Source organism: Alistipes muris, assembly GCF_943193205.1.
GTDB lineage: Bacteria > Bacteroidota > Bacteroidia > Bacteroidales > Rikenellaceae > Alistipes > Alistipes muris.
In genome coordinates, this window is sequence record NZ_CALPDD010000001.1 from 239,496 (window position 1) to 263,307 (window position 23,812).

Genomic DNA, 23,812 nt, shown 5'->3' on the forward strand with positions numbered 1-23,812 from the left:
CAACAACACGCTGAACATGAAAAAAGTACAATATATTCTGCTCTGTGCGTCGCTCCTGCTGGCGGATGCTTGCAGCCTGCTGGACACGGAATCGCAGGACTTCATCGACCCGAAGAAGTACTACAAGACCGAGGAGCAACTGCAATCGGCGCTGAACGGAGTGTATGCGACGCTGGCCCAGACGAGCCTCTACGGAGCCATGATGCTGGGCCGCATGGGGCTGTCGGCGGACATCGGCTACGAAACCTACACCGTGGACGAAGGAACGGTCGGCTACTACGACGTGAACCCTGCCGACAGCAAAATCCGCAACTACTGGCGCGACCTCTATGATGGAATCGGCCGGGCGAACCTGCTGCTGGAGAACATCGGAAACCCCGAAATGGACGAAGCCGACCGCGACAACATCCGCGGGCAGGCGCTCTTTCTGCGCGCCTACTATCATTTCCTGCTGACGACCCGTTTCGGCGACGTGCCGCTGGTGCTGCACACGCCTGCTTCGGGCAAACTTTCCGACGTGCGGATTCCGCAGACCCCGCAGCGCGAAGTCTATCTGAAGATCATCGAAGACATGGAAACCGCGGCCGGACAAGTGAAGCCCATCGGCGAAGTGGAATGCGGCGGACGCATCAGCCAGTCGGCCGTGTGGGGGATCCTTGCGCGCGTCTGTCTCTACATGGCGGGCGAACCGGTGAACGAACCGGGAATGTACGCCAAAGCCAAGGAATATGCCGCGAAAGTAATCGGCACGGGCTGCCATGCGCTGAACCCGTCGTACCAACAAGTGTTCATCAACTACATCCAAGACAAGTACGACACGCGGGAAAGCATCTTCGAGGTGGAATTCTATGGCAACAACGTAGGCACCTACAGCACGACCGCGGGACAGGTAGGCCGCAACAACGGCATCAAGTTCACGAACACCGACATGCCGGAAGTGGGCTACTCGATAGGCTCGATACGGGCCACGCCCTACTTCTTCCAGCTGTTCGAGGAGGACGACGAACGCCGCGACTGGTCGATTGCGAACTACACGCTGAGCGACAGCGGCGAAAAGGAGACGGTCTCGGCGAACAACATGTGGATACGCTTCTGCGGCAAGTTCCGCCGCGAGTACGAACTCATAACGCCGAAAAGCACGACCCACACGTCGACGAACTTCCCGCTGCTCCGCTACTCGGACGTCCTGCTGATGTATGCGGAAGCGGTGGCGGCGGATGCCGGAAGCGACGCGACCGAACTGACCGCGGCCTACGAACATCTGAACAAGGTACGCCGCCGCGGCTACGGACGCGACCTGAATGCGCCGGCCGAAGGGGTCGACCTGCCGGTGGAAGGCGCGGTGTCGCTGCTGGAAGCCGTCAAGGACGAACGCGCCCGCGAACTGGGGCACGAACTGCTGCGCAAGGACGACCTGATACGCTGGGGCGAATTCTACGACCGGATGCAGTCGATCCGCTCGACGGTGCCGCAAACCTATACGTCGAACTACTATGTGGCGGCCCGGCTGTACTATGGCAACGTACAGCGCCGCGACGTGCTGTGGCCGATTCCGACCTACGAACTGAGCGTGAACCCCTATCTGGTCCAGAACAACGGCTGGTAATCTTAAAAAACTGCGAATCATGAAATACTATCAATTAGCGACGCGTCTGCTGGCGGCGGCAGCCCTGCTGGGGCTGGCGGGCTGCAACGAAGAAGAGAAAGTCGGAACGCCCGACTTTGCGGCGTCGGCCTCCGGCACGGTGTTCAAGGTGGGCGAACCGGTGGAATTCGCGCTGGCGGGAAATCCCGACTTCATCGTATTCTACTCGGGCGAACCGGGCAATGCCTACGACTACCGTGACCGCGACCGTATCGAAAAGGCCGAGACCACCCTCTCCTTTCTGACCCAGACCAAGGCGGGAGTCAAGGGAAACGCCAATCCTCGGAACGCTCCGGTCTTCTATTCGACCGACTTCGACGGAACCTACACCGAAGAAAGCGTCGACAAAGCCACGTGGACGGACCTTTCCGACCGATTCGTGCTGCCGACGGATACGGAGCAGTCGGTGCCTGCGGGCACGCTCTACATAGACGAACTGTTTCCGGAAGACGGCTCGCCGATTTATCTGCTGTACGACTATCATGTGGCAAAATACACGGACAGCAAGAAGAACGGCCGCACGCAGGTGGACATCATGAACTTCAACATCAACGGAATCACCCCTGCGGGAACGACGACCATCTACAACCTCAAGAACGCCGGATTCCAGTTCGTGTTCGATGCCGGGTACCGCGATAACAACAAGTCGCAGGAACCCGACGTCAATACGAGCCGCATCATGCTCCGCACGGACTACAAGCCGACCGCCGACATGCGCATACGGGCCGTATCGGGCCCGCTGTACCGCCCGGACGACGTGAACTCCGGCCCCGACGGCGGAGTGGGCATCAAGGCGGTGGCCGACCCGACGATGAAGTCGTTCCACCACACCTACGACAAGCCGGGCGAATACACGGTGACGTTCGTAGCCTCGAATTCCAATGTCTACGGACGCAAGGACGCGGTGCGCGAACTGCGGATCACGGTGGTGAACGACACCGGAACCATCGAACCTCCGGTCCACGACGAATGGAGCAACTGACGAAAAAAAAAGCGGATTATGAAAAAGATACTTATACCGATATGGCTTCTTGGCCTGGCCGCAGGCTGCCAGGAAGCTCCCGTAGAAGCGTCGTTCGCGGCATCGGAAACGGCCGTGCGCTTTGTGGGCGCCGGTCCGGCCGCGACCCGCACGGTCGTGGAGGCGGACGGCACGGAAATATCCGTCGTATGGGGTTCCGACGATGTCATCGGCATTTTCGGCCGGGGCGCCACGGCGGGAAACAACTACCCCTATGCCGCAGCTCCCGAACGGAACGAACCGTCGCAATGCACTTTTGCGTCGACCGACCTGGACAAGATTTTCAAGTGGAGCCGGGGCGAACAGGCGTTCTATGCCTATTATCCCTACGCGGAAGATGCAGACGCAGAGCCCAACGCGCTGCCTGTCGTCCTGCCGACCCAACAGATGCAGAACGGCCCGGGCTCGACGGAACATCTGGCCGGGCTGGGCGTGATGAAGGCCGCGCCCGTGACGCGGGTATTCAGCGAAGAGGACCCGGCACCGGTCGGATTCACGTTCCGCAACCTGTTTGCGATGGTGGAAATCCGGCTGAAGATGGCGCCCGGAACGGCTGTCGACGTACCCGTGCGGCGAATCCGGCTGCTGTCGGAAGCGGCTCCGCTGACGATCGGGGCGGGCACGGTGGACCTGACGGCACCCGTCGCGGACGACCCGCTCGACATTACCGACGGAAAGAAAGAAGCCGTGCTTGTATTCGGAGAACAGCCCGTATTGAACAAGACCGACTATCAGAGCTTTTGGCTGATGCTTGCTCCGGGCCGACACCCCGAGGGAACGCTGGCGCTGGAAGTGACGGCCATCGACAATTCGACCTGCACGACGACGCTTCCGGCTGTTGCGTTCAAGGCCAACTGCAACTATCGGCAGGATGCTGCTTTGTCGCTGGACGAATTCGTGCCGGCCGAAGCGTTCAACGCGACGGCAGCCGTGACGGAATGCCGGGTCGGCGAACCCGTGGTGTTCGCGCTGAGCGGAGAAGCCGAGACCGTCGACTTCTATTCGGGCGAAAAGTTCCACCAATGGGAATATGCCGATAAGGACCGTCTGGAGTATTCGGACGTCTTCTTCTCGTTCCGGGCGCAGTTACAAACGCTTGCTGGAACTCAGGTGCATCCTCTGAAAGTGAAAGTTTCGACCGATTTCGACGGAACGTTCGAGGAACCGAACATCCTGGCGGCTACGTGGACGGATATCAGTGCCCGGTTCACCCTACCGACTAAACCGTGGGCGGACAATGGTCCGACAAAGGAAGACCGCTATTTGGAAGAAGGGCGCATGATACCTTCGGGCGAAGTGAATCTGAGTTCGTACTATGACGAAAAATCGCCTTATATTTATGTTGCGTTCTTCTATCATATCGACAAATACGATGCATTGAAGAACGAAAGAACCGGAGTATGGTTCACCGACATCCAGGCGACCCGACAGGAGGGAGAAAACCGTACGGTCATTTTGTCGCAGACTAAGGAAAATATTCATATTGTCAATGGGGCCAATTATGCAGATGAGACAAAAAACTATTCCGATTGGGGCGCAACATTCATACACGACGGAGTTGAATTTTTCCCGTGGCGTTTCTGGTGTTCGAGCAAACCCACCGGCGACCGCGACGCCTATGCTGTGACGAACAAGCTGGAACGCAAGGTCTCGAACTTCGGTCCCGACAAACCCGAATCCGTAAAGGGGGGGGGAACGGAGATGCCCCGCGACTTCAGCTACGCGTTTGCGGAACCGGGAACCTACGAAACCGTACTGGTGGGCCGGAGCAAGACGCTCACCGACGAAACGGAAACGGTCTGCCGCTTTACGGTGACGGTAAAACCCTGAGAAGCTGAAAACACAAAAAAACGAAAACCATGAAACCGACGATAAAACAACTATGGGGAGCGCTGCTCCTGATGCCGCTGCTTTGGGCCTGCCACGAAGAGACGCCGGTCGATGCGGCCGACCACGCAGCCGAGACGATCGTTGTGAGCGGAGCGGAGGGCTACCGCAAACAGACCTTCGCGGAAGGCGCGCGGATCATCACCGACCGGGCCTACAAGGTGACAAACGTCCCGGACTACTTCAACGGCTTCGAGATGCTGACGAGCAAGGGCAAAGCCAACAACGGCGGCACGATCACCACCCGCATGGACGGACTGGTCTACATCGTGGCGCCGGCCTCGGCCAAACCCCAGGGCTGGGCGGTGGTGCCCAACACGATCTATCAGGACCGGGACATGATGTATGCGACGGCCGACCAGGAAGTGAAACTTTCGGTCTACATGAAACGCGCATACGCGGGCAAGCCTGTCGAAATACCGCAGGTGACGACCTTTGCGAGCGCGGTGCCCATAGCCCGCAAGATTGTCTACGACGTACCCGAAGAACCGCTGGCGACGAGCTCGGTCCAGGGAACGGTGCGCTGCAACGGAACGCCTGTGAAAGACGTGGTCGTTTCGGACGGCGAACTGACGACGACGACCGACGAAAACGGCAAATACGTACTGCACTCGTGGAAGCGGACGGGCTATGTGTTCATTTCGGTGCCGAGTGGCTACGAAGTGCCGGCGGACGGACTGATTCCGCGCAACTTCGTGCGGCTGGACGGTGCGGACGAAGAAGTGGCCGACTTCGAGCTGACCGAGGCGGAAAACGATGAATTCACCCTGTTCGTGATGAACGACATCCACCTGAGCAACACGAAGGAGACCGACGACGTACAGCGTTTCCGCAAAGAATTCGCACCCGACTATGCGGCCATGCTGGCGCAGACCCCGGGCAAGGTCTATGCGACCGTGCTGGGCGACATGACGACCGACACGCGCTGGTACCGCAACAACTTTGCCCTGCCCGAATATCTGGGCGAAATGGAGCGGGTAGCCGGGGCGATTCCGATCTGGCATGTGATGGGCAACCACGACAACGACATCCGCTGCTCCGGACCCTCGGAGGTGTGGGACGCGCTGGCGGTGGAGACCTACCGCCGGGTGATCGGCCCGAACTACTACTCGTTCAACCTGGGACAATGGCACTTCGTGGTGCTCGACGACATCGTCTACACGGGAGCCAACGCCTACAACACCTATGTGGAAGACGTGCAGCTGGGATGGCTGGAAAAGGACCTTTCGCATGTGGACGCGGCGACCCCGGTGGTGGTGATGACCCATGCGCCGCTGTACCGTTACAGCGGCATAGCCGACGGCGTGCTGCTGGCCAACAAGAATTTCTCGAATCCCGACCAGGTGGACTGGCTGCTGGAAAAGTTCGCCAAGTTCGAGCAGGTGCACATCATGTCGGGCCACACCCACACGAACTACTACTGCAAGATTTCGGACCGGATCACCGAACACAACAACATCTCGGTGTCGGGCTCCTCGTGGCAGATTCTGGGCCCCGAAAAACCGCAGCTGAGCAAGGACGGCACTCCGGTGGGCTACACGATTTATCGGTTCAGCGGCAAGCAGATGACGCGCTGCTACAAGGCCACCGGCCGGGATGCGGACGAATGCCAGTTCATCGTCTACGACCTCAATACGGTGCCTGTGGCCTACGGAGGCAATGCCGGGAGCAACCAGCTGCTGGTGAACGTATACAACTGGGACCCGGCGTGGACGGTCAAGGTCCGCGAAAACGGAACCGAAATCCCGGTGGTTCAGAGCTGGTGCCCCGACCCGCTCTATTCGCTGGCGGCCGAGGGCGTGACGGGGCTGAGCAGCGCCTTTTTGCCGGGAACGGGCGTGCCGCACATGTTCGTGGCGACGGCTTCGGCACCCGACAGCAGTGTGGAAGCGGAGGTGACCGACGGCGCGGGCAACAAATGGACGCAGACGGTAGTCCGGCCGAAAGCCTTTACGTGGGACATGCAATAACGGCGCGGAGCCGATTCCGGGCGGGCGTTCCGATACGGAAGCTCGCCCGGGAACCGGCCCCTTGAAACTCTTGTGAACCGATGAAACATATCGTATTCTTGAAAAAACTGCCGGCGCTCTGTCTGCTGCTGGCGCTCCGGACGGCGACGGCCCAGGAATTCAATGTTGTGGGCACGGTGCGCTGCGATGGGAAACCGGTAGCGGGAGCTGTTGTTTCGGACGGCGAACGAACGGCCGTGACGGATGCCGCAGGCACCTACGGACTTCGCTCCTCCAAACGGTGCGGCTATGTGTTCCTGTCGGTCCCCTCGGGCTACGAGGTGGAAGCCGACGGAGTAATACCGCGCCATTTCGTGCCGCTGGCGGGCGAAGCGGTAGACCGCGCCGACTTCGAGCTGGTGAGGGCGGAGAACGACCGCTACACGCTGTTCGTACTGAACGACATCCACCTGACGAACACGGTGGCGCAGCAGGACATCCGCCAATTCCGGGAGAAATTCGTGCCGGACTTCCGCGAAACCCTGCGCACGACCCCTGGCAAACAATATGCGCTGACCCTGGGCGACATGACGACCGATTCGCGCTGGTACCGAAACAGATTCGGCCTGCCGGAGTATCTGAAAGAGATGGAACGCATCCCGTCCATTGCGATTTACCACGGCATGGGCAACCACGACAACGACCCCAAGGGAAACCATAGGCCCGAAGCGTGGGATTCGACGGCGGTGAAAACCTACCGCCGGGTGATCGGCCCGAACTACTACTCGTTCAACCTGGGAAAGGTCCACTATGTGATGCTCGACAACATCGTCTATCTGGGCCCCCGCAAACTGGAAAACGGGAAAACCCGCTGGGACTTCAGGGTCTGCATCGACGAAACGCAGCTCGGCTGGCTGGAACAGGACCTGAGCCATGTGAAGAAATCGACGCCCCTTGTCGTCTGCATGCACGCCCCGCTGTTCGGATGCAAGGCGCTGAAAAACGGCCGGGCACAGCTGAAACAAAAGTTTACGGAAGAAGGGGCGGCCGACGAATTGCTGGCCAAGCTGGCGGGCTTCAGAAAAGTCTGCCTGCTGACGGGCCACACCCATGTGAACCGCCACTATGTCCACTCGAAACACCTCAGAGAACACAACAACGTGGCGGTGGCGGCATCGTCGTGGAAACTCTACGGCGAAGGGCGCCGCCACATGGCCAAGGACGGCACGCCCGGCGGCTATGCCATCTACCGGGTGGACGGGAAGAAAATATCGTGGAGCTACAAGGCGCTGGGACAGCCTGTCGACAGCTGTCAGTTCCGGGTCTACGACATGAACGCCGTGCCGGAACAATACGGCGGCAAACCGGGGAGCAACGAAGTGTGGATCAACGTATTCAACTACGACCCGGCGTGGAAGATAACGGTGCGCGAAAACGGCCGCAAACTTCCGGTGGAACGGATTGCCGGCTACGACCCGCTCTACCGCTGCATATCGCAGGGCGAAGTCCCCGAAACCGGAAACGCCTTTTCTCCGGCCCGGACCGAACACCTGTTTAGGGTGGTTGCGGCCGAAGCCGGCACGCCGCTGGAAATCGTTGTGCGCGACGGATTCTCGCACAGCTGGCGGCAGACGGTCGTGCGGCCCAAACCTTTCAGCTGGGACATGCGATGAAGACGATGAAAAAACTGCTGTTGGCGGGGGCTATCTGTCTGCTGACCGCCGCAACGGCCCTGGCGCAGCCGATACTGCGGCTGCCGTCGGCAATCGGCGACCACATGGTCCTGCAAGCTGATACGACGGTCCGGCTGCATGGCTGGGCCGATCCGAACACGACGGTAACGGTGGCCCCGTCGTGGGGCGGGGAGGTGACGGCCAAGGCTGGCTTCGACACGGCCTGGGCCGTGGAACTTCGCACCCCTGCGGCCTCGGCGGAACCGCACTCGATTACGTTCAGAACCAAGAAAGCCGAGAAAACCATCGACGACGTACTGATAGGCCAGGTGTGGCTGTGCAGCGGCCAGTCGAACATGAACTGGAGCGCGGAACATGGAATCGTCGACATGCAGGAGGAACTGACGCGGCCGATGAATCCGCAGATACGTCTGTTCACGGTGACGAAAAACAGCTCGGTCTACCCGCAGGACGACTGCGAGGGGTGCTGGCAGGTCTGCGATGCGGAAAGCGCCCGCTGGTTCAGTGCGGTGGGCTACTTCTTCGGCAAACGGCTGGCGTCCGAGCTGGGGCAGCCCGTGGGACTTGTCAACGCCTCGTGGGGCGGAACTCCGGTGGAAATATGGACGCCTGCGGAGGCGATGGCCGGGAATGCGGAGATGGTCGCGGCGTGGGAAAAATATCCCCGAAGCAGACAAGGCTGGCGAATCGGTTCGGCCTACAATGCGATGATCGCCCCGCTGCTCAAAACGGCTTTTGCCGGAGTAATCTGGTACCAAGGCGAAGCCAACAAACGGAACGCCGAACTCTACGGCGCGGAATTCCGGATGATGATCGAGAGCTGGCGCAGGGCATTCGGAGGGCAGCTGCCCTTCTATTTCGTGCAGATAGCGCCCTATGCCCGCACGGAGGGAGGCATTGCCGGAGCCTTGGTACGCGAACAGCAGGCACGTGTGGCGGCTGCGGTTCCGGGAACGGGCATGGCGGTTGTCGCCGATTTGGTCGACGACGTGACGAACATCCATCCCCGCTACAAAAAGGGGGTCGGCGACCGGCTGGCCAACTGGGCTTTGGGCGAGGTGTACGGGCAGACGGTGAGCAAGTACAAACATGCTTCGTTCCGGTCGGCCGAATTCAAGCGCTCGGCGGTCATCGTGACGTTCGACAATGCCGAGGGCGGACTCGTATGCCGCGGGAAGCGTATCGCCGGGCTGGAAATGTGCGACGCTTCGATGGAATTCGTTCCGGCGGAGGGCAGAATCGACGGCGACAAGCTGGTGGTCCGGAGCAAACGGGTTGCGCGTCCGACAGCCGTGCGCTATTGCTTCAGCGACGGAGCAACAGGCAATCTGTTCGATGCCGCGGGACTCCCTGTGGCCCCTTTCCGAAGCGACGCGGATTGAGAATCATTGACGGAGTACGAAGCCGGGCGGGGAGAACCTGCCCGGCTTTTTGCTGGCCTGGGGCGAAATACCGAGAAATGGGGATTGCGGGAACGGGACAAAAGGAGTAACTTTGAGACGAGAAAATGCTGCATGAAAAACTCCTCGATATGCGACTGTCCGAACTGAAAACCGGAGAATCGGCGACGATTCTGAAAGTACTGGGCCACGGAGGCTTCCGCCGCCGGATCATGGAAATGGGATTCGTCCGCGGCCAACGGGTGGAGGTGATCCTGAACGCGCCGCTCAAGGACCCGATTCAATACCGGATCATGGGCTACGACGTATCGCTGCGGCGCAGCGAAGCGGAAATGATACAGGTATTTTCGGACAGCGAAGCGCACGAACTGCTCAAGGCGCCGGAGCGGCACGCTTCGGTCGAAGCGGTTCCGGGCGACGACGCGATAGACGAACTGGTCCGCACGCGCAGCCACACGATTTGCGTGGCGCTGGTGGGCAATCCGAACAGCGGCAAGACATCGCTGTTCAACGCGATTTCGGGCGGTCACGAACATGTGGGCAATTACAGCGGGGTGACGGTGGGCGCCAAGAGCGGCGTGCGCTACTACCGCGGCTACCGGTTTCAGATAACCGACCTGCCGGGGACCTATGCCCTCTCGGCCTATACGCCCGAAGAACTGTTCGTCCGGGCCCACATCGCCGAGGAGACACCCGACGTAATCATCAACTCGGTGGTGGCGTCGAACCTGGAACGCAACCTCTATCTGACGACCGAACTGATAGACATAAATCCGCGCATGGTAGTGGCGCTCAATATGTTCGACGAACTTACCTCAAGCGGCGCGCAGCTCGACTACGAAAGTCTGGGCCGGATGCTGGGCGTGCCGATGGTTCCGGTGGAAGCGCGCAACGGCAAGGGCATCGAAGCCCTGCTGGACACGGTCATAGCCGTCTACGAAAACCAGGACGAACGGGTGCGGCATATCCATATCGGTCAAGGCAGCGTCATCGAAGAGGGGCTTCGGCGACTGAACGGCGACATGAACGAGCACCACGGCCAACTGCCCAAGGCCTTCCCGCCCCGCTACTTTGCGATGAAGATGCTGGAAGGCGACCGCCAGGTGAACGAACAGCTGCGCCGCTGCGAACGCTATCCGGTGTGGGCCGAAACGGCGGCCCGCGAAGCGGAGCGGATAACCAAGGCGCTGGGCGAAGACGTCGAAACGGCGTTCGCCAATCAGAAATACGGCTTCATATCGGGCGCGCTGAAAGAGACCTACACCCCCGGCCGCCGGGAGGAAGCGACGACCACGGCGCTGATAGATTCGTTCGTGACGCACAAGCTGTGGGGCTTCCCGATTTTCTTCTTTCTGATGTGGCTGATGTTCTGGTGCACGTTCTATTTGGGCGCCTATCCGCAAGGGTGGATCGACACGCTGGTGGGCTGGGTCGGCCGGGGCGTGGATGCGCTGCTGCCTCCCGGGGCGCTGCGCGACCTGCTTGCGGACGGGGTCATAGGCGGCGTGGGGGCGGTCATCGTATTTCTGCCCAATATCATGGTGCTCTATCTGTTCATCTCGTTCATGGAGGATTCGGGCTATCTGGCCCGTGCGGCGTTCATCATGGACCGGGTGATGCACCGCATCGGCCTGCACGGCAAGTCGTTCATCCCGCTGGTCATGGGATTCGGCTGCAACGTTCCGGCCGTCATGGCATGCCGGACCATCGAGAGCCGGAGCAGCCGCCTGATAACCATCCTGATAACTCCGTTCATGTCGTGCAGCGCGCGGCTGCCTATATACATACTGATTGCCGGAACGTTCTTCACGGCACACGCCGGATGGGTCATGACGGGGCTCTATGTGCTGGGGGTGGCGGTGGCCGTCGTGACGGCGCGTCTGCTGCGGCGCTTCCTCTTTCGGGCGGACGAGACGCCGTTCGTCATGGAACTGCCCCCCTATCGCTTGCCGACGTGGAAAACCACGCTGGCGCACATGTGGGACAAGTGCGCGCAATACCTGCGCAAGATGGGCGGGATGATTCTGATAGCGTCGGTCATCGTATGGTTTCTGAGCTATTATCCCCGCACGGAGGAGAGCGCCGGAGGAACCGCGCACTACGAAAATTCTTACCTGGGCCGTATCGGCAAGGGCTGCGAACCCGTTTTCGAGCCGATAGGCATGAACTGGAAAGCGGGCGTGGCGCTGTTATCGGGCGTGGCGGCCAAAGAAATCGTAGTCAGCACCTTAGGAGTGCTCTATTCGGAAAACGGCGACCCGGCCGACGAAGCGGCTACCCTGCCGCGGCGGCTGAGGGCGAGCGGCGATTTCCCGACCGCCACGGCGCTGGCGTTTCTGGTGTTCATTTTGCTGTACTTCCCGTGCATCGCCACCGTGACGGCCATCGGCGCCGAAGCGGGATGGCACTGGGCGCTGGCCGCGGTGGTCTATGACACGCTGCTGGCATGGCTCGCGGCATGGGGCGTCTATCACCTGGCGCTGTGGCTCTGAACATGGACTGGCAGGATTATACGGTCGGAATCATCCTCGGCGGGATTGTCGCCCTGCTGCTGTGGCGGTTCGTGTGCTTCGTCTCCGGACGGCGCCGGGGCGGCTGTGCCGGATGCGGTGCGACCCGCTGCCCGCTGAAAAACCGCAAGAAATAGCCTGTCGGGCCGGTTGGCAAGTTCGACCTCCGACCGCTTTTTTTCGGACGGAATGTTTCATTCCGCCGATTGTTTGCGTACCTTTGCGGCCGTTATGCGCGGAGTGTTTTACATCTTGTTGTGCTGGCTGGCGGGAAATGCGCTGAGCCTTGCGACCGGGAACCACATCTCGGGAAACATCATCGGCATGGTCCTGCTCTTTGCGGCACTGTGCCTGCGGTGGGTCGATGCCGAACAGGTACGCCCGGCCGCCAAGTTCCTGCTGGGGAGCATGGCCCTCTTTTTCGTTCCCTACGGCGTAGGGCTGATCGAATCGTACCATGTCATTCTGGACAACCTGTGGGCGATTGTCGTGGCGGGAATCGTCTCGACGGTGGCGGTACTTTACATAACCGGCCGCACCTATCAGATTCTCAACCGCAAAAATCCCGGAAAGAATGAATAGCTTCATCTCCTCGGACCTCTTTCTGCTCACGCTGACGACGGGGCTTTTCTGCCTGGGCGGCATCATCTACCGCCGGACCCGGCTGGCTCTGCTGCACCCCGTACTGCTCACGTTCGTTGCCATGATTGTCTTTTTGCAGACAACGGGCATCCCCTACTCCCGCTATCAGGAAGCGACCCGGATGCTCGACTTCGCGCTGGGGATGTCGGTCGTGGCGCTCGGCTACCTGCTCTACGAACAGGTCGAACGGCTGCGCGGCAGCCTGGTTCCCGTAGGCGTGGCTACGCTCGTCGGATGCGTCACAGGAGTGCTGAGCGTCGTTTACACGGCCAAGGCATTCGGCGCCGAGCGGATGATTCTCAACTCGATAGCCCCCAAATCCGTCACGGTGCCCATAGCCGTGTCGGTGTCGGGACCGCTGGGCGGCAACGTCTCGGTGACCTCGGTGGTGGTCTTCTGCGTGGGAATCTTCGGCAGTATTTTCGGCGAATGGATTCTGCGCCGCTGCGGCGTGCGCGACCCCGAAGCCCGGGGATTCGCCCTCGGAGCGGCGGCACACGGCATCGGCACGGCCCGGGCCATCGAAATAGGCGCGGTCGAAGGAGCGTTGAGCGGACTGGCCATGGCGCTGATGGGGCTTGCGACGGCCCTGCTGACCCCCTGGATGGAAAAATTTCTGTATTGAACGCTGGAAATTTCCCGGAAAATCGACTATTTTTGCGTTTGGTTAGGTAACGCAGGTCAAACAGCACAAAAACAGACAGATAAATGGAGTGGCTCCAATCCCTCTTTTTCGGCGGCGGCATCGCCCACGCGGTATTGATTTTCTCGCTGACCATTACACTGGGAATTCTGCTGGGCAAAATCAAGATAGGCGGGGTCTCGCTGGGCATCACGTGGATTCTGTTCGTCGGCATCGCGCTGAGCAGCATCGGCATGACCGTCAGCGGCGACGTGCTCCATTTCGTCAAGGAATTCGGGCTGATTCTCTTTGTCTTTTCGATAGGCCTGCAAGTCGGGCCGGGCTTCTTCGCTTCGTTCAAGCACGGCGGGCTGACGCTGGTTTGCTGCGCTGCGGCCATCGTGCTGCTGGGCGTAGCGACCGCCTATATCCTGCATATGGTCACCGGAACCCCGATTCCCACGATGGTGGGCATTCTTTCGGGCGCCGTGACCAACACGCCCGGACTGGGTGCGGCCCAGCAGGCCTATGCCGACGCAACGGGGCTGAACGACCCGACCATCGCGCTGGGCTATGCGGTAGCCTATCCGCTCGGCGTGGTCGGCATCATCTTCACGATGATTTTCATCCGCTACGCCCTGCGCGTGAAATTCGAGAAGGAAAACGAAGGGCTCGCGGCGCTTTCGCAGGAACACAAATTCGCCGACAAGGTGTCGGTGGAGTTCACCAACAAGATACTCGACGGCCGCACGGTGGAATATCTGCGCGACCTGATCAACCGCCAGTTCGTCATCTCGCGCGTGATGTCTTCGGCGGGCGAAATAGCGATGGCCGACACCGACACGGTCATCCACACGGGCGACCGCCTGTGCGTCATCTGCCAGGCCGAAGATACCGAAGCCATCGTGGCGTTCTTCGGCCACCGGGTGGAGATGGCCGACGAGGAGTGGGGCGGCAACACGCCCGACGCCGAACTCATTTCGCGCCGCATTCTGATAACCAAGCCCTCGGTCAACGGCAAGAAGTTTTCCGACCTGCGGCTCCGGACCAAATACGGCATTACGCTTACGCGCGTGAACCGTGCGGGCGTCGACCTGATACCCTACCAGGGGCTCGAACTCCAAATCGGCGACCGGGTGATGGTGGTCGGCACGGCCAAGGCGGTGGCGCAGGTGGCCGACGTGCTGGGCAACTCGCTTAAGAAGCTGGACCACCCGAACTTAGTGACGATCTTCGTAGGTATCGCTTTAGGGGTTTTGCTGGGTTCGATTCCGCTGATGAACGTGCCGCAGCCCGTGAAGCTGGGCCTGGCGGGCGGACCGCTTATCGTGGCGATTCTGATAGGCCGGTTCGGCACCCACTTCCATCTGGTGACCTACACCACCATGAGCGCCAATCTGATGCTGCGCGAAATCGGCATCGCGCTGTTTCTTGCGGCGGTCGGAATCGGTACGGGCGACGGATTCGTCGACGCGGTTGTCGGCGGCGGCTACCGCTGGATAGGTTACGGCGTCATCATCACGGTGGTGCCCCTGCTGATCGTGGGGCTCGTGGCGCGTCTGTGGCTCAAGATGAACTACTACACGCTCATGGGACTGATTGCCGGAGCGACGACCGACCCGCCTGCGCTGGCCTATGCCAATGCCACGGCAGGCAACGACATGCCCGCGGTAGGCTATTCCACGGTCTATCCGGTGGTCATGTTCCTGCGGGTGCTCACGGCGCAGATATTCATTCTTTTTGCACTCTGACCCGGCGCCGCGGCAGGAAAGTACGGAATTAATTTGCTTTTGCGCACCCGGTGTGCTACCTTTGTAGAAGATAAACTACGCCTCAGCAATATTCAAGAAAACTTGATATTGCGTTCGGCTTGCGCTATCTTTGTAAAAGACAAACCAATTTGATTATGGCCAAAGCAGTCAACATCGCCCGTTCGCACCGGCTGGACGGCACCGGAGAGTACTATTTCTCGCGCCGTCTGCGCGAAATCGCCGAAATCGAAGCGGCCACGGGCCGTCAGATCATCAAGCTCGCGATGGGCAGCCCCGACCTGCCGCCCCACCCCTCGGTCATCGAACGGCTGTCGAAAGAGGCGCAGCGCCCCGACGTCCACAAGTACATGTCCTACAAGGGCGAGCCGATTCTGCGCAAGGCTTTCGCCGACTGGTACAAAAGATGGTACCGCACCGAACTGGACTACAATTCGGAGGTGTTGCCGCTCATCGGCTCGAAAGAGGGCATCATGCACATCTGCATGACCTTTCTGAACAAGGGCGACAAGGTGCTGGTGCCGAATCCGGGCTACCCCACCTATTCGTCGGCCGTGCGGCTGTCGGGCGGCGAGATGGTGACCTACTCGCTCAACAAGGCGACGAACTTCTACCCCGATTTCGACGCCATCGAACGCGCCGGGCTGGAGGGTGTGAAGATGATGCTGGTCAACTACCCCAACATGCCGACGGGACAGACGCCCTCGATGGAGCTGATGCAGAAAATCGTGGATTTCGGTGCCCGTCACAACATTCTGATTGTCCACGACAACCCCTACAGCTTCATCCGCAACGCCGAGGCTCCGATTTCCATCATGGAGGCCGAGGGCGCGCGCGACGTGGCGCTGGAGATGAACTCGCTCTCGAAAGGCCATTCGATGGCCGGCTGGCGCGTGGGCGTCGTGGTGGGCAAAAAGGAGTGGATAGATTCGATTCTCACGTTCAAGTCGAACATGGATTCGGGCATGTTCTACCCGATTCAGGCGGCGGCCGACACGGCGCTGGCGCTGGGCGACGAATGGTTCAAGGAGCTGAACGCCATCTATTACGGCCGTGAGAAGCAGGCGTATGCCCTGCTCGATGCGCTGGGATGCCGCTACCGCGAGCATCAGGCGGGTCTGTTCGTCTGGGCCGAACTGCCGGAGGACTACGAGGGCGACAGCTTCTCGTTCTCCGACGAAGTGATGGAAAAGTGCGATGTGTTCCTCACTCCGGGCGGAATCTTCGGCTCGGAGGGCAGGCGCTATATCCGCATCACGCTCTGCTGTCCGGAAGAGCTGCTGAAAAAGGCTACGGACAACGTGGTAGCGAAACTGCACAAATAAATCCGGATTCCGACCGGAACAAGCAAAAGGCGCCGAACCCCACGAGTTCGGCGCCTTGCTTATGCAGAGATATGGGCTACTCCAGTACTTGGACCTTGGCGGCGGCCGCTTTGGTCCGTTCGCGCAAGGCGTCGAGGTCGCTGCCCAGCGGCGCGTAGCTCACGACCACGCCCATTCGGCGACCGACGCGGGCCGAGGGCTTGCCGAAAATACGGATGTCGGTCTGCGGGCCGGCAGCCAGCGCGTCGCCGACACCCTCGTAACGGGGCGTTCCGGCGATGGCCTTTTCCGAAAGAATGACGGCGCTGGCACCCATGCGCTCGAACGTAATCGCAGGAATCGGAAGACCGAGCACTGCGCGCAGGTGCAGCTCGAATTCGTTGAGATTCTGCGTTCCGGCCAGCGTCACCATGCCCGTATCGTGCGGCCGGGGCGACAGCTCGGAGAAATAGACGCCGTTTTCGTGGCTGAGGAAGAATTCCACACCCCAGATGCCGGCGCCCGTCAGCGCTTCGGTGACGGCGGCAGCCATGCGCTGCGCCTCGGCGAGATGCTCGGGAGCAATCTGCGGCGACTGGAAACTCTCGCGATAGTCGCCGCCTTTCTGCACGTGGCCGATAGGCGGGCAGAAAAGCGTAGGGCCGTTCTTCTGCGTGACGGTCAGCAGCGTGATTTCGCTGTCGAACGCGATGAATTCCTCGACGATCAGTTCGCGGATGTCGCCGCGCGAACCCTCGCACCCGTAGTTCCACGCGTGCTCCAGTTCCTCGGGCCCCTTGACCACCGACTGCCCTTTGCCCGACGAGGACATAAGCGGCTTGACCACGCACGGGAATCCGATTCGGGCCGCGGCGCTGCACAGCTCATCGTAGGACTTGGCGTAGAAATAGCGGGCGGTCTTGAGCCCCAGCTCTTTGGCCGCAAGGTCGCGGATGGCCTTGCGGTTCATGGTGAAATTGACGGCCCGGGCGCTGGGCACCACCTGCACGCCCTGCCGCTCGATGTCGTAGAGACGTTCGGTGCGGATGGCCTCGATTTCGGGCACGATGATGTCGGGCCGGTGTTTGGCGACGGCTGCTTCGAGCGCATCGCCGTCGAGCATGTCGAACACCTCGCAGGCGTCGGCCACCTGCATGGCCGGAGCGCCGGGATACTTATCGCACGCAACGACGGTCCGACCGAGCCGCTGGGCGGCAATGACGAACTCTTTGCCCAATTCTCCCGAACCGAGCAACATGATTTTCCGAGTCATGGCCTCCTACTCTTCTACGATGCGGATGGAGAGAATCTTGTCGCCCGGGCGGATGTCGTCGATGACGTCGAGCCCCTCTACGACCTTGCCGAAACAAGTGTGGCGGCCGTCGAGGTGCTGCGTATTCTCGCGGTTGTGGCAGATGAAGAACTGCGAACCGCCCGTGTCCTTGCCTGCATGGGCCATCGACAGCACTCCGCGGTCGTGGTACTGACGCGGGGCCGAAGTCTCGCACTTGATGGTATAGCCGGGACCGCCCGTACCGTCGCCGCGCGGGCAGCCGCCCTGGATGACGAAATCGGGAATAACGCGGTGGAACGTGAGCCCGTCGTAGAAATCGTGCGAGGCCAGCTCGACGAAGTTGGCCACGGTGCCGGGTGTTTCATGGGTGTACAATTCGGCTTTCATCGTCCCTTTCTCGGTGGCGATGACGGCATACTGCTTTTTGTCGGACATATCGGGTAGTTGATTTGAATGGGCGGGGTGTTTCCTGCCGGAGCCCGAAATGCAGGCGGCACACAGCAACGGCAGAAGCAAGAAAAGCAGCAGGAGACGGTTCATGACAGAAGGTATCGGTTTCCGGAATTTTGAAGTCATTTGTCGCGACCGTAGCCTGCGGGGCGAACTTGCGAGCCTCCGCCGGCAGAGGCTGCGGCTCGCGCGGCTCCGAAGAAGCCGCATATCGGTCAACAAGAAAACGGGGCGAAAATTCAAAAATCCGCGTCCGAGAAACATTCCGGAAAACCGGAGCGTTCCTCGCAGTCGTGGAGGTGGCGGGAGTCGAACCCGCGTCCAAACAGGGAACCCGAAAGCTTTCTACACGCTTAGTCGCCGTTTCGTCCTTCTACCCGGGTCTGGCAGGCGACGGCCTAACCCGGGTCCCAGTTCCTTGAGTTTCGCACACCGGCCGGAACGCTCCGGCGCACTATCTCCGAATTGATGATACCCCGTATGGAAGAGGATTAGGGAGCGGAACCCTCCTCCGGGATACTCGTCGCTGCGGCGCCTTGGCCGCGGCGATTAAGCCGATTTTCCTTGAAAATTAGGCAGCGAGTGCATAGCTGTTATTGCCATTTGTAGTTCGAGCGTCGGTATTTACGAGCCGCCGCACAGCGCTCGGCGTGCTTACAATCAAACTCTGCCTGCTGTCAAAACCGGGCACCCCCGAATCGGGCAACTGCAAAGCTGCAACTGAAAACAGGGCAAAAATAATACATTATTTCGGATTTTCCGACTTTTTTACCCTCCGAAAGGCGTTTTTCCTCAAGCGCAGGCGGCGAATCCGATTTTTTTATTACCTTTACCCGTCCAAATCCGGAGCATCCAGAATGAATCAGAAACCGGTCGTAAAATTTCGCAACGCAGCCATCTGCCACGCCGACGCCCGCGGATACAAGTCTGCCGGACGCTTGCTGCGCGAAAGCGAAATGGTGCTCTCGGGGGTCGATCTGGAGGTCGCCGCAGGCGAATTCGTCTACCTCATCGGCCGGGTCGGAAGCGGCAAAAGCACCCTGCTGAAGACCCTCTACGCCGAAGTGCCGCTGCTGACGGGCGAGGGGCATATCGCCGGATTCAATCTGCGCAGGCTCCGGCGGCGCGACATCCCCTACCTGCGCCGCCGCATCGGCATCGTATTCCAGGACTACCAGCTGCTGACCGACCGCAACGTGTTCATGAACCTTTATTATGTAATGAAGGCGACAGGCTGGAAGCGGAAGGCGGAAATCGCCGAACGCATCGAGCAGGTCCTGCGGCTGGTCGAGCTGGAGAACAAGAGCTATAAGATGCCCTACGAGCTTTCGGGCGGCGAGCAGCAGCGGCTTGTCATCGCCCGGGCGCTGCTGAACCGGCCCAAGGTGCTGCTGGCCGACGAACCGACGGGCAACCTCGACCCGGTGACGGCCGACGGCATCATGCAGCTGTTCCGCGAAATCGCCAAGAGCGGCTGCGCCGTGGTCATGTCGACGCACAACACGTCGCTTATCGAGAATTACCCTGCCCGCGCCATCCTCTTTGCGTCGGGACAAATCCACGAAATCGACCTCGAAGCCGAACTCGGCTGACCGTGGGCACCGCAACAAAAAGGCGCATCCTAAACCAGGTCCGGGCGCTTGTTTATTCCGAAAATTAGCAGTATATTTGTACGATATTTCAAAGGCGAAAAATGAGTACGGAACAACAAAACGCAAAGAAACAGGAAGAAGCCTATTCCGCGTCGAACATCCAGGTCCTCGAAGGACTGGAGGCGGTCCGCAAGCGCCCTGCCATGTATATCGGCGACATCGGCGAAAAGGGTCTCCACCACTTGGTCTACGAGGTGGTGGACAACTCCATCGACGAGGCGCTGGCCGGCTATTGTACCGACATCGACGTTACCATCAACGAAGATAATTCCATCACGGTCAGGGACAACGGCCGCGGTATCCCGACCGACTTCCACGAAAAGGAGGGCAAATCGGCCCTCGAAGTGGTGCTCACGGTGCTGCACGCGGGCGGTAAGTTCGACAAGGGCAGTTACAAGGTGTCGGGCGGTCTGCACGGCGTGGGCGTTTCGTGCGTCAACGCGCTTTCGACGTTGCTTATTGCTGAAATCCACCGCGAGGGCAAGATTTACCGCCAGTCCTACAGCAAGGGCGTGCCGACTTCGCAGGTCGAGGTCGTGGGCACCTGCTCCGACCGCGGTACGACCGTCACGTTCAAGCCCGACGGCGAAATCTTCACCCACACGACCGAATACAAGTACGACATTCTGGCCAACCGTCTGCGCGAGCTGGCGTTCCTCAATAAGGGCATCAAGCTCAACCTCCGCGACCTGCGCAAGGACGAGGAGGGCAAGACCCGCGAAGACCACTTCTATTCGGAGGAGGGGCTCAAAGAATTCGTGAAGTACCTCGACGCCACGCGCGGCGAACCTATCATTGATTCGATCATTTACCTCGACACCGAGAAGAACGGGGTTCCGGTCGAGGTGGCCATGCAGTACAACGATTCCTATTCGGAGAACGTACACTCCTATGTGAACAACATCAACACCATCGAGGGCGGTACGCATCTGACCGGATTCCGCCGTGCGCTGACCCGCACGCTCAAGAAATACGCCGAGGATTCGGGGATGCTCGCCAAGCTGAAGTTCGACATCAACGGCGACGACTTCCGCGAGGGTCTGACGGCCGTGGTGTCGGTCAAGGTCGCCGAGCCACAGTTCGAGGGACAGACCAAGACCAAGTTGGGCAACGACGAGGTCTCGGCGGCTGTCGACCAGGCCATGACGTCGGCGCTGGGCCATTACTTAGAGGAGAACCCCAAGGATGCCAAGGCCATTGTGCAGAAAGTGATTCTGGCCGCTACGGCCCGCCATGCTGCGCGCCATGCCCGCGAGCTGGTGCAGCGTAAAACCGTCTTGTCGGGCGCAGGTCTGCCGGGCAAGCTGGCCGACTGTTCGAGCCGCGACCGTTCGATTGCCGAAATCTTCTTCGTCGAGGGCGACTCGGCAGGCGGTACGGCCAAATCGGGCCGTGACCGCAACTTCCAGGCTATCATGCCGCTGCGCGGTAAGATTCTGAACATCGAGAAAGCGCAGGAGCACCGCATGTGGGAGAACGAGGAAATCAAGAACATGTTCACCGCGCTGGGCGTGACCATCGGCACCGAGGACGACAGCAAGGCGCTGAACCTCGAAAAGCTGCGCTACGACAAAATCATCATCATGACCGATGCCGACGTCGACGGTTCCCATATCGCGACGCTGATGCTGACGTTCTTCTTCCGCAAGATGAAGGAGCTCATCGAGAACGGCCATGTCTACATCGCTACCCCGCCCCTCTATCTGGTCAAGAAAGGCAAGCAGGAACGCTACTGCTGGACCGAGAAGGAGCGCGATGCGATTACCGAAGAATTCGGCAAGGGTGCCCACGTACAGCGCTACAAAGGTCTCGGCGAGATGAACGCGCACCAGCTGTGGGAGACGACGATGAACCCCGATACGCGTATTCTGCGGCAGGTCAACATCGAAAACGCGGCCGAAGCCGACCGCATCTTCTCGATGCTCATGGGCGACGACGTGCCGCCCCGCCGCGAATTCATCGAGAAGAACGCCCACTACGCCAATATCGACGCTTAGAGAACGAAAGGATCGCCTTTGCAAGGTGGTCCTTCGTTTTTGTATAACTACACCCTAATATCTCTGTCTATGCAAGTTACGGTAATCGGAGTGGCCGGAGGAACCGGTTCGGGCAAGTCGACGCTGGTCAAGCGTCTGCAAGAGGCTTTCCAAGGCGACGACGTGGTGACCCTGTGCCACGACTACTATTACAAGGCCCACCCCGAACTCACCTACGAGGAGCGGACGAAGCTCAACTACGACCATCCGCAGGCGTTCGACACGCAGATGCTCGTGGAGCACATCAAGGCGCTGAAAGAGAACGTGCCCATCCAGCACCCGCTCTATTCGTTCGTCGACCACGACCGTCTGCCCGAAACCGTAAGCGTGAAGCCCTCCAAGGTCATCATCGTCGACGGTATTCTTATCTTCGAGAACAAGGAGCTGCGCGACCTGATGGACATCAAGGTGTTCGTCGATACCGACGCCGACATCCGCCTGGCGCGCCGCATCCTGCGCGACGTCTGCGACCGCGGCCGCACGATGCAGTCGGTCATTTCGCAGTATACCAACACGGTCAAGCCCATGCACGAAGAGTTCGTCGAGCCGTCGAAGAAGTACGCCGACGTCATCATCCCCGAGGGCGGATTCAATTCGGTCGCCGTGGCCATGCTGATTCAGAACATCAGTTCGCTCATCAACAAATAGCCGGAATCAAAACATAAACAAGGCCGGACGCGCAAAGTCCGGCCTTGTTCGTATCGTGTCGGGAGACTACTTTTTGCTGTTTCTGAAAATGTTGAACGACCTCTCCATACCGTTCACTTCGGCGATACCGGCTTCTTTCCAGCTCTGCGTCTGAGCATCCCACTCCGAAAAAATCGTAATCCGGTCGTATTGGAACGGGATAATCTGTCGGCCGCGTTTGTCGATAAGCCCGTAGCGCAGCAGGCCCGTCGAATCGGGAACAGCGGCTGTCATGTGTCCGTAGCGCCCGCTGTCATTCACATCGTAAAGCGCATAGGGCAACCGGCGGTTGCCTGCCCTGTCGATCAGATAGAACGGGGCGAAATCGCTCTTGGAGAATTCGCTGACCAGCGCATAGCCGTCGCGGAACTCCCGGGCCGAAGCATATTGCGCCGCTATGACCTCCTCGCCGTCAGGGCTGATGAACCCGTAGCGCACTTCGCCGTCGATAACCCGGCCGACCAGCGCCAGCCCCTCACGGAAATTCCGGACTTCATAATACCGGAACGGCACCACGGTCTTTCCGCAGGTGTCGATAACCCCCCATTTCGGGTAATATTTGCCTTCGACAGCCACGGCAGCGACCCCGTTCTGAAACGAATGGGCATCAACGAAGTCGAACGGAATCAAGACGTTGCCTTCGTAGTCCAGAAAACCGTACTTGCCCTTGAATTTCGGACTCGACATTGCCGTTTTTCCCTCGGTCCACGTGCCTTTGGCCGCGGCGATAAAGCCCTCGGCAGGCTTCATCAGCTGGCCGTATTCGAGCGGCACGGCCACTTCGCCGTCCCGCGAAAGATACCCCCACTGCTCGGCGATGCCCTCCTTGCGCATCACTTTCAGCAAACCCTCTTTCGTCAGTTCCGCATTGTCGTATTCAATCGGAATCGCCGCCTGGCCCGAAAGGTCGATAAAACCGAATTTGCGGACATCGCGCTTGCCGATGCCGACCAGTGCCAGTCCCTGCGAAAAATCCGACGCATAGTCGAACTGCACGGGAATGACATCCTTGCCGAGCGTGTCCGCATAACCGAATCGCATGCCGACGACGAATCCTCCGATTCGGGGTCCCGGCGCATCGTTGGGCGAAACCACCATCAGACCGTCGTGAGGCCGGCCGACATAACGGTATTTGTTCTTCAGTTTGCGGAGCGTCTGCGGAGACTGGGCCGAAACGGCGCAGGTCAGGACGAGCGCACCCGCCGCCAAGAGGAGATAACGTAGGGCTTTCATAAGACAATCGTTCTTTT

Annotated in this window: 18 protein-coding genes and 1 other RNA gene; 15 read left to right on the plus strand and 4 right to left on the minus strand. The window is 60.0% G+C overall.

Going from position 1 to position 23,812, the window contains the following annotated elements:
- Nucleotides 1-16: 16 nt before the first annotated feature.
- From NFR47_RS01110 to NFR47_RS01165, 12 genes are all read left to right on the plus strand, one after another.
- Entirely contained in the window at nucleotides 17-1,606 is a 1,590-nt protein-coding gene (locus tag NFR47_RS01110) for a RagB/SusD family nutrient uptake outer membrane protein (RefSeq protein WP_251213736.1), read from the plus strand.
- A gap of 19 nt (nucleotides 1,607-1,625) precedes the next feature.
- Nucleotides 1,626-2,627, plus strand: coding sequence for a DUF5017 domain-containing protein (locus NFR47_RS01115; RefSeq protein WP_251213737.1), 1,002 nt, complete (start codon nucleotides 1,626-1,628; stop codon nucleotides 2,625-2,627).
- Nucleotides 2,628-2,645: 18 nt separating this feature from the next.
- Nucleotides 2,646-4,496 (plus strand): DUF5017 domain-containing protein, encoded by a 1,851-nt coding sequence (locus tag NFR47_RS01120; RefSeq protein WP_251213738.1) that lies wholly within the window; start codon nucleotides 2,646-2,648, stop codon nucleotides 4,494-4,496.
- A gap of 29 nt (nucleotides 4,497-4,525) precedes the next feature.
- Nucleotides 4,526-6,523, plus strand: coding sequence for a metallophosphoesterase N-terminal domain-containing protein (locus NFR47_RS01125; RefSeq protein WP_251213739.1), 1,998 nt, complete (start codon nucleotides 4,526-4,528; stop codon nucleotides 6,521-6,523).
- An 80-nt stretch (nucleotides 6,524-6,603) separates the two neighbouring features.
- A complete protein-coding gene (locus NFR47_RS01130) occupies nucleotides 6,604-8,175 on the plus strand; it encodes a calcineurin-like phosphoesterase C-terminal domain-containing protein (protein ID WP_251213740.1) in 1,572 nt (523 codons plus the stop codon).
- 5 nt (nucleotides 8,176-8,180) lie between these two features.
- Nucleotides 8,181-9,578 (plus strand): sialate O-acetylesterase, encoded by a 1,398-nt coding sequence (locus NFR47_RS01135; protein WP_251213741.1) that lies wholly within the window; start codon nucleotides 8,181-8,183, stop codon nucleotides 9,576-9,578.
- Between the two features lie 149 nt (nucleotides 9,579-9,727).
- Nucleotides 9,728-12,088 (plus strand): ferrous iron transport protein B, encoded by a 2,361-nt coding sequence (feoB, locus tag NFR47_RS01140; protein ID WP_251213742.1) that lies wholly within the window; start codon nucleotides 9,728-9,730, stop codon nucleotides 12,086-12,088.
- On the plus strand, nucleotides 12,079-12,243 hold the full coding sequence (locus NFR47_RS01145; protein ID WP_251213743.1) for a hypothetical protein: 165 nt from the start codon (nucleotides 12,079-12,081) through the stop codon (nucleotides 12,241-12,243). The genes feoB and NFR47_RS01145 overlap by 10 nt, the downstream gene beginning before the upstream one ends.
- 94 nt (nucleotides 12,244-12,337) lie before the next feature.
- On the plus strand, nucleotides 12,338-12,688 hold the full coding sequence (locus NFR47_RS01150; RefSeq protein ID WP_251213744.1) for a CidA/LrgA family protein: 351 nt from the start codon (nucleotides 12,338-12,340) through the stop codon (nucleotides 12,686-12,688).
- The gene (locus tag NFR47_RS01155) at nucleotides 12,681-13,373 is read left to right on the plus strand and encodes an LrgB family protein (protein WP_251213745.1); all 693 of its coding nucleotides are present in this window, start codon (nucleotides 12,681-12,683) and stop codon (nucleotides 13,371-13,373) included. The genes NFR47_RS01150 and NFR47_RS01155 overlap by 8 nt, the downstream gene beginning before the upstream one ends.
- Nucleotides 13,374-13,456: 83 nt before the next feature.
- Nucleotides 13,457-15,121 (plus strand): putative transporter, encoded by a 1,665-nt coding sequence (locus NFR47_RS01160; RefSeq protein WP_251213746.1) that lies wholly within the window; start codon nucleotides 13,457-13,459, stop codon nucleotides 15,119-15,121.
- 155 nt (nucleotides 15,122-15,276) lie between these two features.
- Nucleotides 15,277-16,464 carry a pyridoxal phosphate-dependent aminotransferase gene (locus NFR47_RS01165; protein WP_251213747.1) on the plus strand — a complete coding sequence of 396 codons (1,188 nt, stop codon included), beginning with the start codon at nucleotides 15,277-15,279 and terminating at the stop codon, nucleotides 16,462-16,464.
- 76 nt (nucleotides 16,465-16,540) lie between these two features.
- On the opposite strand, the gene purT is transcribed toward NFR47_RS01165, so the two are convergent.
- The 3 genes from purT to ssrA all read right to left on the minus strand — a co-directional run bounded on the left by purT (nucleotide 16,541) and on the right by ssrA (nucleotide 18,882).
- Nucleotides 16,541-17,716, minus strand: a complete 1,176-nt coding sequence (gene purT, locus NFR47_RS01170; protein WP_251213748.1) for a formate-dependent phosphoribosylglycinamide formyltransferase — start codon at nucleotides 17,714-17,716, stop codon at nucleotides 16,541-16,543.
- Between the two features lie 6 nt (nucleotides 17,717-17,722).
- Nucleotides 17,723-18,172, minus strand: coding sequence for a peptidylprolyl isomerase (locus NFR47_RS01175; protein WP_251213749.1), 450 nt, complete (start codon nucleotides 18,170-18,172; stop codon nucleotides 17,723-17,725).
- A gap of 306 nt (nucleotides 18,173-18,478) precedes the next feature.
- Nucleotides 18,479-18,882: a transfer-messenger RNA gene (gene ssrA / locus NFR47_RS01180) on the minus strand.
- Between the two features lie 162 nt (nucleotides 18,883-19,044).
- Between ssrA and NFR47_RS01185 the strand changes: the two genes are divergently transcribed.
- From NFR47_RS01185 to udk, 3 genes are all read left to right on the plus strand, one after another.
- The gene (locus NFR47_RS01185; protein WP_251213750.1) at nucleotides 19,045-19,779 is read left to right on the plus strand and encodes a cell division ATP-binding protein FtsE; all 735 of its coding nucleotides are present in this window, start codon (nucleotides 19,045-19,047) and stop codon (nucleotides 19,777-19,779) included.
- A 101-nt stretch (nucleotides 19,780-19,880) separates the two neighbouring features.
- Entirely contained in the window at nucleotides 19,881-21,836 is a 1,956-nt protein-coding gene (gene gyrB / locus NFR47_RS01190; protein WP_251213751.1) for a DNA topoisomerase (ATP-hydrolyzing) subunit B, read from the plus strand.
- Between the two features lie 69 nt (nucleotides 21,837-21,905).
- A complete protein-coding gene (gene udk / locus NFR47_RS01195) occupies nucleotides 21,906-22,523 on the plus strand; it encodes a uridine kinase (RefSeq protein WP_251213752.1) in 618 nt (205 codons plus the stop codon).
- Between the two features lie 66 nt (nucleotides 22,524-22,589).
- Here udk and NFR47_RS01200 read toward each other — a convergent pair whose 3' ends face one another.
- Nucleotides 22,590-23,795 (minus strand): WG repeat-containing protein, encoded by a 1,206-nt coding sequence (locus NFR47_RS01200; protein WP_251213753.1) that lies wholly within the window; start codon nucleotides 23,793-23,795, stop codon nucleotides 22,590-22,592.
- Between the last annotated feature and the right edge of the window lie 17 nt (nucleotides 23,796-23,812).

Coding starts and splice junctions, on each gene's coding strand:
- NFR47_RS01110 (WP_251213736.1), top strand. CDS start 17: ATGAAAAAAGTACAATATATTCTGCTCTGTGCGTCGCTCCTGCTGGCG.
- NFR47_RS01115 (WP_251213737.1), top strand. CDS start 1,626: ATGAAATACTATCAATTAGCGACGCGTCTGCTGGCGGCGGCAGCCCTG.
- NFR47_RS01120 (WP_251213738.1), top strand. CDS start 2,646: ATGAAAAAGATACTTATACCGATATGGCTTCTTGGCCTGGCCGCAGGC.
- NFR47_RS01125 (WP_251213739.1), top strand. CDS start 4,526: ATGAAACCGACGATAAAACAACTATGGGGAGCGCTGCTCCTGATGCCG.
- NFR47_RS01130 (WP_251213740.1), top strand. CDS start 6,604: ATGAAACATATCGTATTCTTGAAAAAACTGCCGGCGCTCTGTCTGCTG.
- NFR47_RS01135 (WP_251213741.1), top strand. CDS start 8,181: ATGAAAAAACTGCTGTTGGCGGGGGCTATCTGTCTGCTGACCGCCGCA.
- feoB (WP_251213742.1), top strand. CDS start 9,728: ATGCGACTGTCCGAACTGAAAACCGGAGAATCGGCGACGATTCTGAAA.
- NFR47_RS01150 (WP_251213744.1), top strand. CDS start 12,338: ATGCGCGGAGTGTTTTACATCTTGTTGTGCTGGCTGGCGGGAAATGCG.
- NFR47_RS01155 (WP_251213745.1), top strand. CDS start 12,681: ATGAATAGCTTCATCTCCTCGGACCTCTTTCTGCTCACGCTGACGACG.
- NFR47_RS01160 (WP_251213746.1), top strand. CDS start 13,457: ATGGAGTGGCTCCAATCCCTCTTTTTCGGCGGCGGCATCGCCCACGCG.
- NFR47_RS01165 (WP_251213747.1), top strand. CDS start 15,277: ATGGCCAAAGCAGTCAACATCGCCCGTTCGCACCGGCTGGACGGCACC.
- purT (WP_251213748.1), bottom strand. CDS start 17,716: ATGACTCGGAAAATCATGTTGCTCGGTTCGGGAGAATTGGGCAAAGAG.
- NFR47_RS01175 (WP_251213749.1), bottom strand. CDS start 18,172: ATGTCCGACAAAAAGCAGTATGCCGTCATCGCCACCGAGAAAGGGACG.
- NFR47_RS01185 (WP_251213750.1), top strand. CDS start 19,045: ATGAATCAGAAACCGGTCGTAAAATTTCGCAACGCAGCCATCTGCCAC.
- gyrB (WP_251213751.1), top strand. CDS start 19,881: ATGAGTACGGAACAACAAAACGCAAAGAAACAGGAAGAAGCCTATTCC.
- udk (WP_251213752.1), top strand. CDS start 21,906: ATGCAAGTTACGGTAATCGGAGTGGCCGGAGGAACCGGTTCGGGCAAG.
- NFR47_RS01200 (WP_251213753.1), bottom strand. CDS start 23,795: ATGAAAGCCCTACGTTATCTCCTCTTGGCGGCGGGTGCGCTCGTCCTG.